Origin of the sequence: Bradyrhizobium guangzhouense (assembly GCF_004114955.1) — a bacterium.
GTDB classification, from domain to species: Bacteria; Pseudomonadota; Alphaproteobacteria; order Rhizobiales; family Xanthobacteraceae; genus Bradyrhizobium; species Bradyrhizobium guangzhouense.
The window spans coordinates 795,364-810,091 of sequence record NZ_CP030053.1 but is presented as its reverse complement, the minus strand read 5'-3'; the positions used below and the strand labels follow the sequence as shown (position 1 = coordinate 810,091).

Genomic DNA, 14,728 nt, shown 5'->3' with positions numbered 1-14,728 from the left:
AGACTCTCAAACAGACGTTCAGCCGCGCATCAAGCCTTTTGCGCAAGCTTCTCTCGCAGGAAGTCGCGCACCGGGGTCGGTTCGACGTCCTTGGCAATGACGGCGCGTCCCACGGCCTCCAGCAGGATGAAGGTGAGCTTGCCGCGCTTGACCTTCTTGTCCTGCGCCATCAGCGCCATCAGCGCGTCGGCGTCCGCGAGGCCCTCCTGCGCGAAGCCGGCGATGTCCTGCAGGCGCGTCGGAAGGCCGGCCTCGATCAGGTGGCGCTCGACGCGAGCCGCTTCAAGCTCGCCGATCATGCCGAGCTTCGCGGAAAACTGCGCCGCCAGCGTCATGCCGATGGCAACACCCTCGCCGTGGAACAGGCGATCCGAAAAACCGGTCGCGGCTTCCAGCGCGTGACCGAAGGTGTGGCCGAGATTGAGCAGCGCGCGCTCGCCGGTCTCGCGCTCGTCACGCGAGACGACGCCGGCCTTGGCCCGGCAGGAGGTCGCGATCGCATGCTCGCGGGCGGAGCCGCCCTTGAAGATATCGGCGTGGTTCTTCTCCAGCCAGGTGAAGAAGGCTTCATCCCCGAGCACGCCGTATTTGGCGACTTCGGCATAGCCGGCGCGGAATTGCCGCGGCGACAGCGTGTCGAGCACGGCGGTGTCGGCAATGACAAGCACCGGCTGGTGGAAAGCGCCGAGCAAATTCTTGCCCTGCGGGGAATTGATGCCGGTCTTGCCGCCGACGGAGGAATCGACTTGTGCCAGCAGTGAGGTCGGCACCTGCACGAAATCGACGCCGCGGCGCAGGATCGCGGCGGCAAAGCCGGCGAGATCGCCGACCACGCCGCCGCCGAGCGCGATGACGAGATCGTTGCGCTCGATCTTTGCGGCGATCAAGGCTTCGCTGACCTTTTCGAGGCCGGCATAGGTCTTGGATATTTCGCCTTCCTCGACGACGACGCGCGAGGTCGGAATGCCGGCGGCCGCAAGTGAGGCTTCGGTCGGCTCGAGCCAGTATTTTGCAACGGTGCGGTCGGTGACAACAGCGGTGCGCACACCGGGGCGCAACGCGGCCACGCGCATCCCGAGCGAGGACAGCACGCCGCGGCCGATGACGATGTCATAGGCGCGGTCGCCGAGCGCGACGTCGACGTTCACGGGATCAGAATGTTTCAGAGGGGCAGTCATCGAACGGCACTCGCGACATCGGCTGGTGGTGGACTACAGAGATACGCATGCAGCGTCTCGATGCATTCCTCGACGATCTTGTCATGCGGCACGTCGCGCGAGGCGATGGTGAGGTCGGCCTTGCCATAAACAGGCTCGCGCTCGGTGAGCAGGCGCGTCACGGTTCCCTCGGGGTCGGCGGTCTGCAGCAGCGGGCGATCCGCACGGCGGCGCACCCGCCGCATGATGACGTCAGGGTCCGCCCTGAGCCAGATCGAGATCGCCTTGGCCGCGATGCGATTGCGGGTCTCCTCGCGCATGAAAGCGCCGCCGCCGGTCGCCAGCACCACCGGACCGCCCTCGAGCAGGCGCGCGATCACGCGGGTCTCACCGTCGCGGAAATGCGGTTCGCCATGGCGCTCGAAAATCTCCGGTATGGTCATGCCGGCCGCCGCCTCGATCTCGGTGTCGGCATCGACAAAAGTCAGCTTGAGCCGCGCCGCCAGGCGGCGACCGATGGTCGATTTGCCCACCCCCATCATGCCGACCAGCACGATCGAACGCGTCCCCAGCGCCGACAGGATGTCGGCCTCAGGGCTCGCTTGTGCTGGCATCTCGGCGTCGGACATTCTTTCGCTCGACAGGATCTCGCTCAAACTGCCGCCAAAGGCGGCATCCTGGCCAACCTATACGACCCCCTCGGGGCCCTCGCCAGAGGACTCTTGCCACGAAACGGCGAACATGTTGGATGATTTCATTGGTTAATTTGCCCGTTCAAGACCTGTATCGAGACCTTGCCCGATGCCCAGCCTGTTCCGCTTCCTGACGGTCGTCGCCGTGATCGCCGGCATCGTCTATGGCGCGGTGTTCGCGCTGGCCAACTTCGTCAATCCGAAGCCGCGAGAAATGACGGTGACGATCCCGCCGGATAAGTTTCTCAAGAAATAGGAGCTAGCCTGAAGGGCATGCGCAAAGCATCAGCCAAGCCCTCCGACGCCAAGCTCACCGGCCTGTTCCTCGACATGCTCGCGGCGGAACAGGGCGCGGGGCCGAACACGCTTGATGCCTACAGGCGCGACCTCACCGATTTCTCCGAGTTTCTGACCCGAATCGGCCACAGCTTCACCGACGCCGAAACGCAGAATTTGCGCGATTATCTCGGCGACCTCGATGCGCGCGGCTTCAAATCGTCCAGCGTCGCGCGACGGCTGTCGGCGATGCGGCATCTGTTCCGCTTCCTGCTGAACGAGCGCATCCGAACTGAGGACCCCGCGGCGATCCTGTCCGGCCCCAAGCGCGGCCGCGGCCTGCCGAAGGTGCTGTCGATCTCGGACGTCGACCGCATGCTCCGCCGCGCCAAGGAGCTGAGCGAGGCAGCGGACGCCTCGCCCTCGCAGCGGCTGCGGGCCTTGCGGCTCTATTGCCTGCTCGAGGTGCTCTACGCCACGGGCCTGCGCGTCTCCGAGCTGGTGTCGCTGCCGCGCTCGGCCGCCAAGCGTGACGCCCGCATGATCGTGGTGCGCGGCAAGGGCGACAAGGAACGGCTGGTGCCGCTCAACGAGGCCTCGCGGCAGGCGATGGCGGATTATCTCGCCGCGACGGAAGCCGCGAAGACGGAGAAGAAGGGCAACCTCGCCGCCTCGAAATGGCTGTTTCCCTCGTTCGGCGAGAGCGGGCATCTGACGCGGCAGCATTTTGCCCGTGACCTCAAGGAGCTCGCGGTCGCCTCGGGGCTGCAGGCGCGGCTGGTCTCCCCGCACGTGCTGCGGCACGCCTTCGCCAGCCACCTCCTGCACAACGGCGCCGATTTGCGCATCGTGCAGACCCTGCTCGGCCATACCGACATCTCGACCACCCAGATCTACACCCATGTGGTCGAGGAGCGGCTGAAGAGCCTGGTGCGCGACCTGCACCCGCTGGCGGAGAAGTAGAAGGGTCTGGTGCCCCGGACGCGGCGTAGCGCGAAACGGTGCGCTGCTGAGCCGGGGCCCATGCTGCTGCGCAGCAGCGCTATAGAAGCGCTGCAGCGCGTTCGGGACACGAGATCCGGCTCGGGACTGCAACCGAAACCGCCTTGACTTCGGCCACATCTCCGCAGAAAGAGCCGTGGCCTTGTCGTTGATTTGGCGCCCTCCAGGCAGGGCACAGGTCAAACCCTTGAAGAAGCTACACTTCTTTACTTGAGGCCAACCTCGCTTCGCCTCGTCGTCCTATCTCCCTATATTGAAACGATGCCAGACCAGATGCGCAGCTATCTCGACTTCGAAAAGCCCGTCGCCGAGCTCGACTCCAAGGTCGATGAATTGCGCACGCTCGCTGCCTCAGGCACCGACATTGCCGAGGAGATCGGCCGGATCGAAGACAAGGCGGCGCAGGCGCTGGCCGACCTCTATCAAAACCTGACGCCCTGGCAGAAGACGCTGGTCGCCCGGCATCCGCAGCGGCCGCATTTCAACGACTTCATCAAGGGCCTGATCACCGAATTCACCCCGCTCGCCGGCGACCGCAAGTTCGGCGAGGACGAGGCGCTGGTCGCGGGCTTCGGCCGCTTCCGCGGCGAGGCGATCTGCGTGATGGGCCAGGAAAAGGGCGATTCCACCGAGAGCCGCATCAAGCACAATTTCGGCATGGCGCGACCCGAGGGCTATCGCAAATGCGTGCGGCTGATGGAGATGGCCGAGCGGTTCGGCCTGCCGGTGCTGTCGCTGGCCGATTCCGCCGGCGCCTATCCCGGCATCGGCGCCGAGGAGCGGGGACAAGCCGAAGCCATCGCACGCTCGACCGATGCCTGCATGGCACTGACCGTGCCGAACGTCGCCATCATCACCGGCGAGGGCATGTCGGGCGGCGCCATCGCCATCACCACCGCCAACAAGGTCCTGATGCTGGAGCACGCGATCTACAGCGTGATCTCGCCGGAGGCCGCCTCCTCCATCCTGTGGCGCGACGGCTCCAAGGCGCAGGAAGCCGCCAACAACATGAAGATCACCGCCCAGGACATGCTGCGCTTCGGGGTGATCGACAGCATTCTGAAGGAGCCGGTCGGCGGCGCCCATCGCGACCCCGCCGCCATGATTGCCACGACCGGGGATGCCATCGCCAAGGCCTTTGACGAGCTCCGCGGCATGGACGGCGAGGCCATCCGCAAGCAGCGACGGCAGAAATTCCTCGATATCGGTCGGAAACTGGGCTGATTCGGACGGATTCTCGTGTCCCGGACGCGGTGCGGCGCCATAAGCGCGTTTACGCGCGTCTTCGACGCACGACGGTGACGCTCCGCGCTGCGCCGCGTCCGGGGCACGAGAGTCCTCCTCCGGAGCGCCCGGTAACCCTGCATTAACCCTTTTTTTGCCCAAATCAGCGATATCAGTAGCGGTTTCGCTGCAAAGTCCAAGTTCCGGCAGAGTTTAAGTCTCTGTTGACCACGCCGCCGCGCCAACGGGCTCGTGATGTCAGGTCGGGTTGCGACCTCAGGGGGCGGAGGTTAGAATTTTAATCAATGGCTTCAGGGCATAAGCGCTGCTGGGGCTTGGTCTGAAACTGCCGGGCTGTCCGGTCAGGCCATGCTCCGACATCAGGGGTTCGCGCTTCCGCCCGGCACGTCGTGGGGTCCATCTTGAATTCTCGTTCGCTTGCTCGCGCGCTCTTGGTTTCGGTTGCGCTTGCCGCCAGCATTGTGCTCGCCGGCTGCGATACCGATCAGGTGTCGCTGGCGACCAACGCCAAGGCCAACCAGCCGGTCTCGCCAAAGCTCGTCGCCGCGATGGGCGAGAAGGACATGGATCTGAATTCGCCGATCCTGATCCGCCTGTTCAAGCAGGAAGCCGAGCTCGAGATCTGGAAGCAGACCCGATCAGGCCAGTTCGCGCTGCTCAAGACCTATCCGATCTGCCGTTGGTCGGGCGATCTCGGCCCGAAGGTGCGCGAGGGCGACCGCCAGGCGCCGGAAGGATTCTACTCGATCAATCCGAGCCAGATGAATCCGCAGTCGGCCTATTACCTCTCGTTCAACACCGGCTTCCCCAACGCGTTCGACCGCGCTCTCGGCCGCACCGGCTCGCAGCTGATGGTGCATGGCGATTGTTCTTCGCGCGGCTGCTACGCGATGACCGACGAACAGATCGCCGAGATCTATTCGCTCGGACGCGAGTCTTTCTTCGGCGGCCAGAAGGCGTTCCAGTTCCAGGCCTATCCTTTCCGGATGACGCCGGTGAACATGGCCAAGCACCGCAACAACCCGAACATGCCGTTCTGGCGGATGATCAAGGAAGGCTATGATCATTTCGAGGTGACGCGGCAGGAGCCGAAGGTCGACTTCTGCGAGAAGAAGTACGTGTTCGACGCGGCCAAGGCGCCCGATGCCAAGCGCGATCCCGTGTTCGATGCCTCCGCGAAGTGCCCGGCCTATGTGATCCCCGAGGACATCGCCAGCGCCGTGCGCGACAAGGAGCAGCGCGACGAGGCCGAGTACAACAAGCTCGTCGCCAAGAACATTCCGGTCGCGCGCATGAACACCGGCATCGATGGCGGCATGAACAAGATCTTCGCGGCAAAGATTCCGGAAGGCTCGACCGGCCTGTCGGAAGGCGCCGAAGGCAACACGCTGCAGATGCTGGCGATGTCGAAGGCGCCGGGCACCATCCCCGGCACCGTCAACCCGCCGAAGCCGAATCTCGAGCCGGTCGCCTCTGCCCCGCAGGACGAGCCGGTCGTCGCCGTCGGCGCGCCCGCGACCAGCACCCGCGTCGCTTCAGTCGCTGCGCCTGAGAAGTCCGGCGGCTTCTTCTCCAATCTCGGCCGCAAGATGGGCTTCAGCGCCGCCGACACCACGGCGACCACGCCGCCGCAAGCAACCGCATCCGTGGCGCCGGCTCCCGCGCCCGCAGCGCCGAGCACGGCCTCCAAGCTGAAGGCCGCGGTGACCCACTTCGTCCATCGCGAACCCGCGAAGGACAAGCCGACCGTTGCCGCCAAGCCGGCCGAGCCGGCCAAGCCCGCGGAGACCAGGGTCGCCGCAACACGTCCCGCACTGAAGCCGTCGGTGGCTGATGGCGGCGGCGACAGCGGCCAAATGGCCGGCGCCGCGCCGGTCGTGTCGGCGAACTCGTTCGACAGCCGCTTTGGCGCGCTGAAGTAGGCGAGCGTTCGCTCTCGAAACGCACTCCGCTGTCATCGCCCGACTTGATCGGGCGATCCAGTATTCCAGAGACAGCAGTTGTTGAACCGATAGGCCGCGACGTACTGGACGCCCCGGTCAAGCCGGGGCATGACAGTTGAGTTCTGGGCAAGAGCGGCAAGCCTCGCCGCTTCCTACGGCGCCAGGTACCGCATCAGCTCCGGATTGCCCCTCACCTCGCCGGCCGCGCCTTGCAGCGCGACTCTTCCGCGATCCAGCACGTAGGCGTAGTCGGCGACGCGCAGCGCGAGGTCGAGGTGCTGCTCGACGATGATGACCGCGATGGTCTTGGCGAGCTCGATCAGGCGCTCGGTGATCTCTTCGATCACGCCGATCCAGACGCCTTCGGTCGGCTCGTCCAGCAGCAGCAGTTTGGGGTCACCCAGCATGGCGCGGCCGATCGCGAGCATCTTGCGCTCGCCGCCGGAGAGCGTGCCGGCGGGCTGATCCAGGCGCTGGCCGAGCTTCGGGAAGATGGCCAGCACCCGGTCGACCGCGGTGGCATCCTTGTTGAAGAGCGAGCCGACCGCGAGATTGTCGCGCACCGACAAGCGCGCGAACACCGAATGCTCCTGCGGCACGTAGCCGATGCCGGCGCGAACGCGCTCCTCCGGCCGGCGGCGGCTGATGTCGCGGCCGTCGAAGCCGACCTCGCCCTTCCATGCCGGCAGCTCGCCGACGATGGTCTTCATCAGCGTGGTCTTGCCGGCACCATTGCGCCCGAGCACGGCGACGCCGCCGCGCCAGGGAATGCCGAGGTTGACGTCGAACAGGACCTGGCTGCGGCCATAGCCGGCGTCGAGATGCTTGATGTCCAAAAATTCAGGCACGGCGCAGATAAATCTCCTGGACGGATGTGTTGGCCTGGATCTCGGGCACGGTGCCTGATGCCAGCACCTTGCCCTGGTCGAGCACGGTCAGACGATCACAGATGTCGCGGATGAAATCGAGGTCGTGCTCGACGATGACGAGCGAGCAATGCTGCTTGATCGGCTGCAGCAATTCGCCGGTGACGCGGCGCTCCTCCAGGCTCATGCCGCCGGTCGGCTCGTCGAGCAGCAACAGCTTCGGCTTGCCGGCGAGCGCCATCGCGATCTCCAGCCATTGCTGCTGGCCATGCGACAGCGCGGCCGCCGCATCGAAGGCGCGGTCCGCCAAGCGAAACTGGGTCAGCATGGTCATGACCTGATCGTGCAGCGCGTTCCTCGTGCGCGAGAACACGAGATCGAGCAGCGAGGATTGCGCCTGCAGCGCGAGCAGGACGTTGTCGTACAGCGTCAACGACGGCAGCACCGACGTGATCTGGAATTTCAGGCTCATGCCGGCCCGCGCCCGCTCGGTCGGCGTGAACGCGGTGATGTCGGTGTTGACGAAGCTCACCTTGCCCTGCGTCGGCACCTCGGCGCCGGCGATGCACTTCATCAGCGTGCTCTTGCCGGAGCCGTTCGGGCCGATCAGGCCGTGAAACTCGTTCTCGCCGACGGTGAGCGCGGCGCCGTCGAGCGCAGTGAGCTTGCCGAATATTTTCGAGATGCCCGCGGCTTCAAGGAGCGGCATTGCGCTTCTCCCCGGATTTGGCGCCGAAGCTGCCGACCCGCTCGCGCTCGCCGAGGACGAAGCTGATCAGGCCGAGCGGCCGGAACAGGATCACCAGCAGCAGCAACAATCCGAGAATGATCGGCCAGATGTCCCGGTAATTGTCCGACAGCCAGAAGCTGACACCCTCGACGATGACGGTGCCGATGACGGCGCCGATCAGCGTGCCGGAGCCGCCGAACAGCACGTAAAGCACGACCTGCGTCGAGACGACGACGCCGACCATGTTGGGCCAGACGAAGCCCTCGTGGAAGGCGTAGAGGCTGCCGGCGAGGCCTGCGATGGCGCCACCGATCGCGAAGATGATCGCTTTCAGGTGCTGCGCCTTGTAGCCGAAGAAGGCGATGCGCTGCTCGTTCTCGCGGAGCCCTGCGAGCGCCAGGCCGAACTGCGAGCGCACCAGGAAGCGGCAGAGCAGATAGACGACGACGAGGATACCGAGCACGAGATAATAGAACGCCGGCCCTTCCGAGAATTCGTAACCGCCCAGCGTCATCGGCGCGATCGAGGGAATGCCGTTCTGGCCGCCGAGATAATACCAGCCGCGCGCGAGACGATCGGCGGCATAGGAGCCGGTGAGCGTGCCCAGCGACACGAAGATCACGCTGGAGGGATGCCGGCCCAGCAACAGGAAGCCACCGAGCAGCAGCGCGAAGGTGAGGCCAATCAATGTGCCCGCAGGGAGCACCAGGAAGATGTTGGTGATGTCGAGGTCGCGCGCGAGCAGCGCGACGCCATAGCCGGCCGAGCCGAAGAACAGCGCCTGGCCGAAGCTCATGATGCCGGCGTAGCCCCACACCAGGTCGAACGACAGCGCGAACAGCGCAAGGATGATCACGCGCGTTGCAAACACCGTGAGATAGTCCTGGAGCACCAGCGGCGCGAGCAGCGCGGCGACCAGCACCACGCCCTCCACGATCGGCAGGACTTTTCGACCGGCGACAGCCTGGGCCGTCGCTACGCGTTCAGTCATTGCGACGTCCGTCTCCCCGCCGATCTCGGCGGGGATCGCCTGTTTCACTGCACCCATCGATTTCAGCATTTCGAGTTAAAGCACCTTGTGGCGGACACTGCACCTCTCCCCGTCGGGGAGAGGTGAAGACCGTCTAGCACTCCTTGGGATCGACGAGGCCGTCGCTGCGTCCGACGATCTCGTAATTCCCGCCCTTGGCAACCGCGGTGTACATCTTCATCTTGCAGTGCCGCTTGCCCGGCACCATCTCGGCCGGCCCGCCCGGACCTTCGGCAATCTTGGCGTGGTCGAGCGCGGCAGCGACCGATTCGCGATCGATCTTGCCGGCCTCCTTCACCGCCGCTTCCCACAGCTTGAGGCCACGATAGGTGCCGGTCGCCGCGCTGCCCGCGGCAAACAGGAAGTTGCCCGGAAAATCCTTCTCGTAGGCCGCCTGGATCTTGGCGTCGAACGGGTCCTCCTTGGTCAGCACCTTGAAATAGTCGAGGCAACTCGCGAGGCCCTCGATCTCGTTGGCCTGGTTGATGTTGAGGGTGTTCTCATCATAGTAGACGCAAGCAAGACGACCGCCGTTCTTGAGGAAGCCGGCTTCATAAAGCTGCTTGAAGAACGGGCCGACGCCGGGCGGGATGACGGTGTTGAAGACGACGTCGACCTTGTTGGAGACGATGCGGTTGACGGTCGAGGAGAAGTCGATCTGGTCCAGCGGATAGTATTCCTCGAACACGACCTCGCCGCCGTTCGATTCGATCACCTTGCGGGCGTAGACGTTGAGCGTATGCGGCCAGACATAGTTCGCGCTGGGCAGCGCGAACTTCTTGCCGCCATTCTTGATCAGCCAGGGGATGAACTCGTCGCATTGCTGGGCCGGCGTCGGCCCCGTGCAGAACAGATAGGGCGTGCACTCCTTGCCCTCATACAGCTGCGGATAGATGTAGAGCGTCTTGCCGCGCACCACGATCGGGTCCTTGATCGCATTGCGCATCGACGAGGTGATGCCGCCCAGCACCATGTCGACCTTGTCGCGCTGGATCAGCTTTCGGACGTTGCCGACCGCGACGGATTCATTCGACGCGGTGTCCTCGATGTAGAGCTCGAGCGGACGGCCGAGCAGGCCGCCTGCGGCGTTGATGTCCTTGATCACCATCTTGGCGACGTTGGCATCGGCGTTGCCGGCATAGGCGATCGGGCCGGTAAGGTCGGTCGCGATGCCGACCTTGATCGGGGCTTCCGCCGCGTTGGCCCAGGGCGCGGGGATCACCCAGCTGCCCACGCCGGTCGCGACCGCGCCGGAGGCGAAAGCGAAATTGGACAGGAAGCGGCGGCGCGAAAGTTGACGGTCGAACATATGACTAAACCCCTTTTCCAGCGATGAGGCCCTGCGGGCGGAATTTGATGAAGGCAATGGCGAGAACGAAGACGAGGACATCGGCGACCACGGGCGCCATGATCCACGGCAGCGCGGCGCTGAGCGTGCCGATGACGCCGGCACCGGCGACCGGGCCGATGAAGGAGCCGACACCGCCGACCATGACGGCGACGAAGCCCTGGATCAGGAAGCGGATACCGAGATCGGCATAGAGGCTGAACACCGGCACGATCAGCGCGCCGGCAAGGCCGGCCAGCGCCGACCCGAACGCAAACGTGGCCCCGTACATCAGTGGCGTGGAAATGCCCGAGGCCCGCGCCAGCGACGGATTCTCCAGCGTGGCCCGCATGCGCAGACCGAAGCTGGTGCGCGACAGCAAGAGATAGCAGCCGGCCATCACCAGGAGCGTGATGACGATGATGGTGAAGCGCCAGGCCGAAATGTGCATGGTGCCGATGTCGATCGAGCCGCCGATCGGCTCGGGCACGGTGAGGTAGAAGCCGCCGATCAGGCCGCGGACGGATTCGCGAATGATCAGTCCCAGCGCGTAAGTGCCGAGCATGGCGACGATCGGCGCTGCGTAGAAGCGGCGGATGATCAGCGCCTCCAGCACGAAGCCGAGCGCGCCGACCAGAAAGGGCGCAGCGACCATGCCGGCCCAGATCGGCAGGCCCTTGGCATAGGCGAGATAGGTGATGTAGGCCCCGAGCAGGACGAACTCGCCCTGCGCGAAGTTGAAGATGCCCATCATGCTGGCGATGATCCCGAGGCCCAGCACGATCAGAACGATGATCGCGCCGAAGCTCAGGATTTCGAACGCCGCGACGAACGCGTTAGCCATGCTTTGCAGTCCCGTCCGTCTGCATGAATTTCCCGCTCACATCTTCTTCCAGTCACCGACCTGCTCGAAGGCATGGGCGGCGCGGTAGATGGTGGATTCCTCGAACATGCGGCCGACCAGCATCAGGCCGGCGGGCAAGCCGTCGACCATGCCGCAAGGCAGCGACATCGCGGGATGGTGGGTGATGTCGAACGGCGCGGTGTTGGAGATCATCTCCAGCGCGCGGGCGACGTAGTCCTCGCGGCTGGCATTGGGCTCCGGCAGCTTGGTTGCCTTCATCGGCGTGGTCGGCATCAGCAGCAGATCGTAATCGCTGAAGGCCTTGTCGTAGGCCGCGGTGAGCCGCCGCGAGATGTTGAGCGCCTTGCCGTAGAAGCGTGGGCCGAAGGTGTTGTTGATGTAGGTGCCGAGCATCATGAACAGCTTGGTGGTCTCGGACAGCGAATCGGCCTGGCGGCGCCAGCCACGATGAAAATCCATCAGCGAGGTCGAATAGAGGTCGCCGCGGCTGAGGCCATAGCCGTCACCGAACATCATGGTCTGGGTCAGGCCTTCGGTGCCGATGGGAGTCCAGATCGCGCCGCCCAGGAGATGCATCGGGATCGACACCGTCTCCACGCTGGCGCCGAGATCCTTGAAGCGTTTCGCCGCCTCGCGAACGCTTTCGTTCACCGCAGCCTCCGCGCCCGGCTGCTCGAAGCCTTCCTTGACGATCCCGATCTTCATGCCCTTGACGCCCTGGCCGAGCGCCTTGGTGTATTCCTCGACCTTCGGCGCCTTGATGCGCGGGTCGTAGCCGTCGTCGCCGGCGAGCACTTCGAGCAGCAGCGCGTTGTCGGCGACCGTCGCGGTCATCGGGCCGGTATGATCGACGTAGATCTCGATCGGCATGATGCCGGTGTAAGGCACCAGGCCCCAGGTCGGCTTCATGCCGTAGATGCCGCAGAACGAGGACGGCATGCGGATCGAGCCGCCCTGATCGCCGCCGATCGCCATGTCGACCTCGCCGAGCGCAACCACGACGCCCGACCCCGACGACGAGCCGCCGGCCGAGTAACCCATCTTGTGCGGGTTATGCACCGGCCCATAGGAGCCGGTGTGGCTGCCGCCGGACAGGCAGAAGTGCTCGCAATGCACCTTGCCCTTGATCTCGGCGCCGGCGTCCAGCATGCGCGTGACGATGGTGGCATCGAAATCGGGCACATAGCCTTCCAGGGTCGACGAGCCGTTGGTCATGGGAACGCCGGCCAGCATGATGTTGTCCTTCAAGGCAACGGTCTTGCCCTTGAGCTTGCCGCTGGCCGCACCCTTCACTGTCGATTTGCGATACCAGGCATTGCGAGGGTTCTCCTCCGCCGAAGGCCGGTGGCCCGGCGTGCGCGGGTATTTCACCTCGGGCACCTCGTCGGGCATCGCGGCGACGAGATTGTAGGCCTCGATCGAGCCCTGCATCAGGCCACGGAACGAGGCGACGTCATCGTCGGTCAGCGACAGGCCGCACTGCTCGGCGACGCTGCGAAGCTGGGCTGGCGTGGGAAGGACAACTGTCACGGCGCTCTCCTGAACTTTCTTGAAACGAAGATGGGCGTGGCCGCCCCGGCGCGACGCACCATCGGCCCCGCCGAAACATTCAAAACGGAAATATTTTCCTTTTCAAGTATTATTTTGCGCTGAAGCGCCCCGCGAATTGTCGCGCGCGAGTCAGATCGGCTTGATCAGCTTGAAATCGAGACCATCGGCCTCGGCCAGATGCATCGGCATCCGCGCGCGCCCATCGCGAACGGTGACCGTCCCCCGTGCGCCGCTGTAGACGATGTTGCGGCCGGCTTTGAGCATCGGCCCCATCGCCAATGAGCCGGCCTTGTTGGCGACCGCTTCCAGGAAGCGCATGCCTTCATAACCCGACTGTCCGACCGAACCGATCGGCGGCGCATTCGGTCCGAACATCGCGCGATAGCGGCTCTGGAAATCGTCATTGGCGCGCGCGCCGGTGCCGGTGAAATAGCCGGAGGCGCAAAACATGTTCTCGCTGTTGTCGGCGCCGATGCCGAGCAGCACGGTGTCGTCCATGGCGCCGGCCAGCCGCAGCGTGGTGGCCCCCAGGCCGCATTCGCCGAAGGCGCGGTTGAAGGCGCTGCTGTCGGTGCCGATCAGCGAGATCAGCACCACGTCGGGCCGCGCAGCGCGGATGCGCGCCAGGTGCGGCTCGTGATTGTCCTCGCCGAGCGGGACGAATTCCTCGCCGACGACGCGACCACCGGTCTCCTTGATGTAGTTCTTCACCGCGCGGTGCGACTGCCAGGGCCAGACGTAATCGCTGCCGATCAGGTACCAGCGTTTGGCCTTCTTGACGTCGGCGAGCCAGTGGATCGACGGCCGGCTCTGCCAGCGCGGCGTCTCGCCGATCGCCATCACCCCCGGCGTGCGCTCGCCACCTTCGTAGACCGGCGTGTAGATGTAGGGGATGCGATGTCGCGTCGTGATGTCGCGCAGGGCGACGCGGACCGCGCTGGTGTGCAGGCCGACGATGAGATCGAGCTCGTCGAAGGCGATCGCCTGCTCGGCGCGGTTCAGCACCTCGTCCAGCGGACCGCCGGCGTCGTAGACGGAAAACTCGACCTCGCGGCCGAGGATGCCGCCGCGCTTGTTGATCTCGGCAACGGCGAGCTGCGCGGAGTTGGTGGCGCAGGGCCCCCAGACCCCGGGCGATCCGGTACAGCAGATGAAGCCGCCGACACGCAGCCTGTTCGTGCCGCGCCGCTTGAAGAGGGTGTGATCACGCGGCGACAGCGCGCCGTCGGCCGCCGATGACGACAGATTCCTGAACAGCAGAGACGGCGGCAACGCCGGACCGCCATGAGCCGGGAAGTTTACCGTCGCGCGCACGCCAACTCCTGTCTGGCACCAGACCTGAAAGCACATTGAGCAGGCGGCCGCGGCATCCGCCCTTTTGTTGGGCAATGATCCTATTTTGAAAATATTGAATATTCAACAATTGAAGTGCATATAGATGCAGCATTGATTGCAAGACATTCACTCATTTGGGTCAAGACGAAGTCTTAGCCGTGGCAAAATCGAACGCTCCCATCACCGAACACCTCGCCTACCTGCTCGCGCAAGCCAACCGGGAGATCAACCGGCAGCTGGAACTGCGCTTGAGCAAGGAGGGAGTTCCCGTCGAGCAGTGGCGCATCCTGAAAGTGCTGTCGGACGGCGACGGCCATTCGATGGGCGAGCTTGCGGACGCGGTGCTGCTCAACCATCCGACGCTGACCAAGATGATCGACCGCATGGTCTCCGACACGCTGGTCTATCGCGTCCAGGACCCCAACGATCGCCGCAAGGTGCTGATGTTCATCTCCGACCGCGGCAAGGTGCTGTGCAAGAAGCTCAACTCGCTCGCAGTGGACCAGGAGGAGCACATCCTGGAGAGCTACGGCGACAAGTCGACGAGCGAATTGAAGCGACTGCTGGAGAGCTTGATCGACAGCTCGAATTGAGTCTGGCGCTTTCGCACGAGGGTTGCGATGCAGCCAGCCAAACCAAAGACTGTCGTCCCGGCGACGACGCGGAAATAGCTGCACACGATACGCACAACTGTCATCGCCCGATTTAA

The 14,728-nt window shown here is 64.7% G+C and carries 14 protein-coding genes; 5 read left to right on the top strand and 9 right to left on the bottom strand.

The window, feature by feature from the left end:
• Positions 1-29 precede the first annotated feature (29 nt).
• Positions 30-1,178, bottom strand: a complete 1,149-nt coding sequence (gene aroB, locus XH91_RS03900) for a 3-dehydroquinate synthase (RefSeq protein WP_128949362.1) — start codon at positions 1,176-1,178, stop codon at positions 30-32.
• Positions 1,175-1,786 (bottom strand): shikimate kinase, encoded by a 612-nt coding sequence (locus XH91_RS03895; protein ID WP_128949361.1) that lies wholly within the window; start codon positions 1,784-1,786, stop codon positions 1,175-1,177. Before XH91_RS03895 ends, aroB begins: the two co-directional genes overlap by 4 nt.
• Positions 1,787-1,958: 172 nt before the next feature.
• On the opposite strand from XH91_RS03895, the gene XH91_RS03890 reads away from it, so the two are divergent.
• The 4 genes from XH91_RS03890 (at position 1,959) to XH91_RS03875 (ending at position 6,294) form a co-directional block, all read left to right on the top strand.
• Positions 1,959-2,105: a hypothetical protein gene (locus XH91_RS03890; RefSeq protein ID WP_057747440.1), complete on the top strand. Its 147-nt coding sequence runs from the start codon at positions 1,959-1,961 to the stop codon at positions 2,103-2,105.
• Positions 2,106-2,122: 17 nt separating this feature from the next.
• The gene (gene xerD / locus XH91_RS03885; protein ID WP_128949360.1) at positions 2,123-3,088 is read left to right on the top strand and encodes a site-specific tyrosine recombinase XerD; all 966 of its coding nucleotides are present in this window, start codon (positions 2,123-2,125) and stop codon (positions 3,086-3,088) included.
• A 300-nt stretch (positions 3,089-3,388) separates the two neighbouring features.
• Positions 3,389-4,351, top strand: a complete 963-nt coding sequence (locus XH91_RS03880; protein WP_128949359.1) for an acetyl-CoA carboxylase carboxyltransferase subunit alpha — start codon at positions 3,389-3,391, stop codon at positions 4,349-4,351.
• A gap of 422 nt (positions 4,352-4,773) precedes the next feature.
• Complete coding sequence (locus XH91_RS03875) at positions 4,774-6,294, top strand: L,D-transpeptidase family protein (RefSeq protein WP_164933877.1); 1,521 nt, start codon at positions 4,774-4,776, stop codon at positions 6,292-6,294.
• A 173-nt stretch (positions 6,295-6,467) separates the two neighbouring features.
• Here XH91_RS03875 and XH91_RS03870 read toward each other — a convergent pair whose 3' ends face one another.
• The 7 genes from XH91_RS03870 to XH91_RS03840 form a co-directional block, all read right to left on the bottom strand.
• Entirely contained in the window at positions 6,468-7,163 is a 696-nt protein-coding gene (locus XH91_RS03870; protein WP_128949357.1) for a branched-chain amino acid ABC transporter ATP-binding protein, read from the bottom strand.
• Positions 7,156-7,890: an ABC transporter ATP-binding protein gene (locus XH91_RS03865; RefSeq protein WP_128949356.1), complete on the bottom strand. Its 735-nt coding sequence runs from the start codon at positions 7,888-7,890 to the stop codon at positions 7,156-7,158. The genes XH91_RS03870 and XH91_RS03865 overlap by 8 nt, the downstream gene beginning before the upstream one ends.
• The gene (locus tag XH91_RS03860) at positions 7,877-8,971 is read right to left on the bottom strand and encodes a branched-chain amino acid ABC transporter permease (RefSeq protein WP_128949355.1); all 1,095 of its coding nucleotides are present in this window, start codon (positions 8,969-8,971) and stop codon (positions 7,877-7,879) included. Before XH91_RS03860 ends, XH91_RS03865 begins: the two co-directional genes overlap by 14 nt.
• A 64-nt stretch (positions 8,972-9,035) precedes the next feature.
• A complete protein-coding gene (locus XH91_RS03855) occupies positions 9,036-10,250 on the bottom strand; it encodes a substrate-binding protein (protein ID WP_128949354.1) in 1,215 nt (404 codons plus the stop codon).
• Between the two features lie 4 nt (positions 10,251-10,254).
• Positions 10,255-11,112, bottom strand: a complete 858-nt coding sequence (locus tag XH91_RS03850; protein ID WP_128949353.1) for a branched-chain amino acid ABC transporter permease — start codon at positions 11,110-11,112, stop codon at positions 10,255-10,257.
• A 36-nt stretch (positions 11,113-11,148) separates the two neighbouring features.
• On the bottom strand, positions 11,149-12,663 hold the full coding sequence (locus tag XH91_RS03845; RefSeq protein ID WP_128949352.1) for an amidase: 1,515 nt from the start codon (positions 12,661-12,663) through the stop codon (positions 11,149-11,151).
• Positions 12,664-12,813: 150 nt separating this feature from the next.
• Positions 12,814-13,998, bottom strand: coding sequence for a substrate-binding domain-containing protein (locus XH91_RS03840; protein WP_164933878.1), 1,185 nt, complete (start codon positions 13,996-13,998; stop codon positions 12,814-12,816).
• A gap of 179 nt (positions 13,999-14,177) precedes the next feature.
• Between XH91_RS03840 and XH91_RS03835 the strand changes: the two genes are divergently transcribed.
• Positions 14,178-14,612, top strand: coding sequence for a MarR family winged helix-turn-helix transcriptional regulator (locus XH91_RS03835; protein WP_057747431.1), 435 nt, complete (start codon positions 14,178-14,180; stop codon positions 14,610-14,612).
• Positions 14,613-14,728 lie beyond the last annotated feature (116 nt).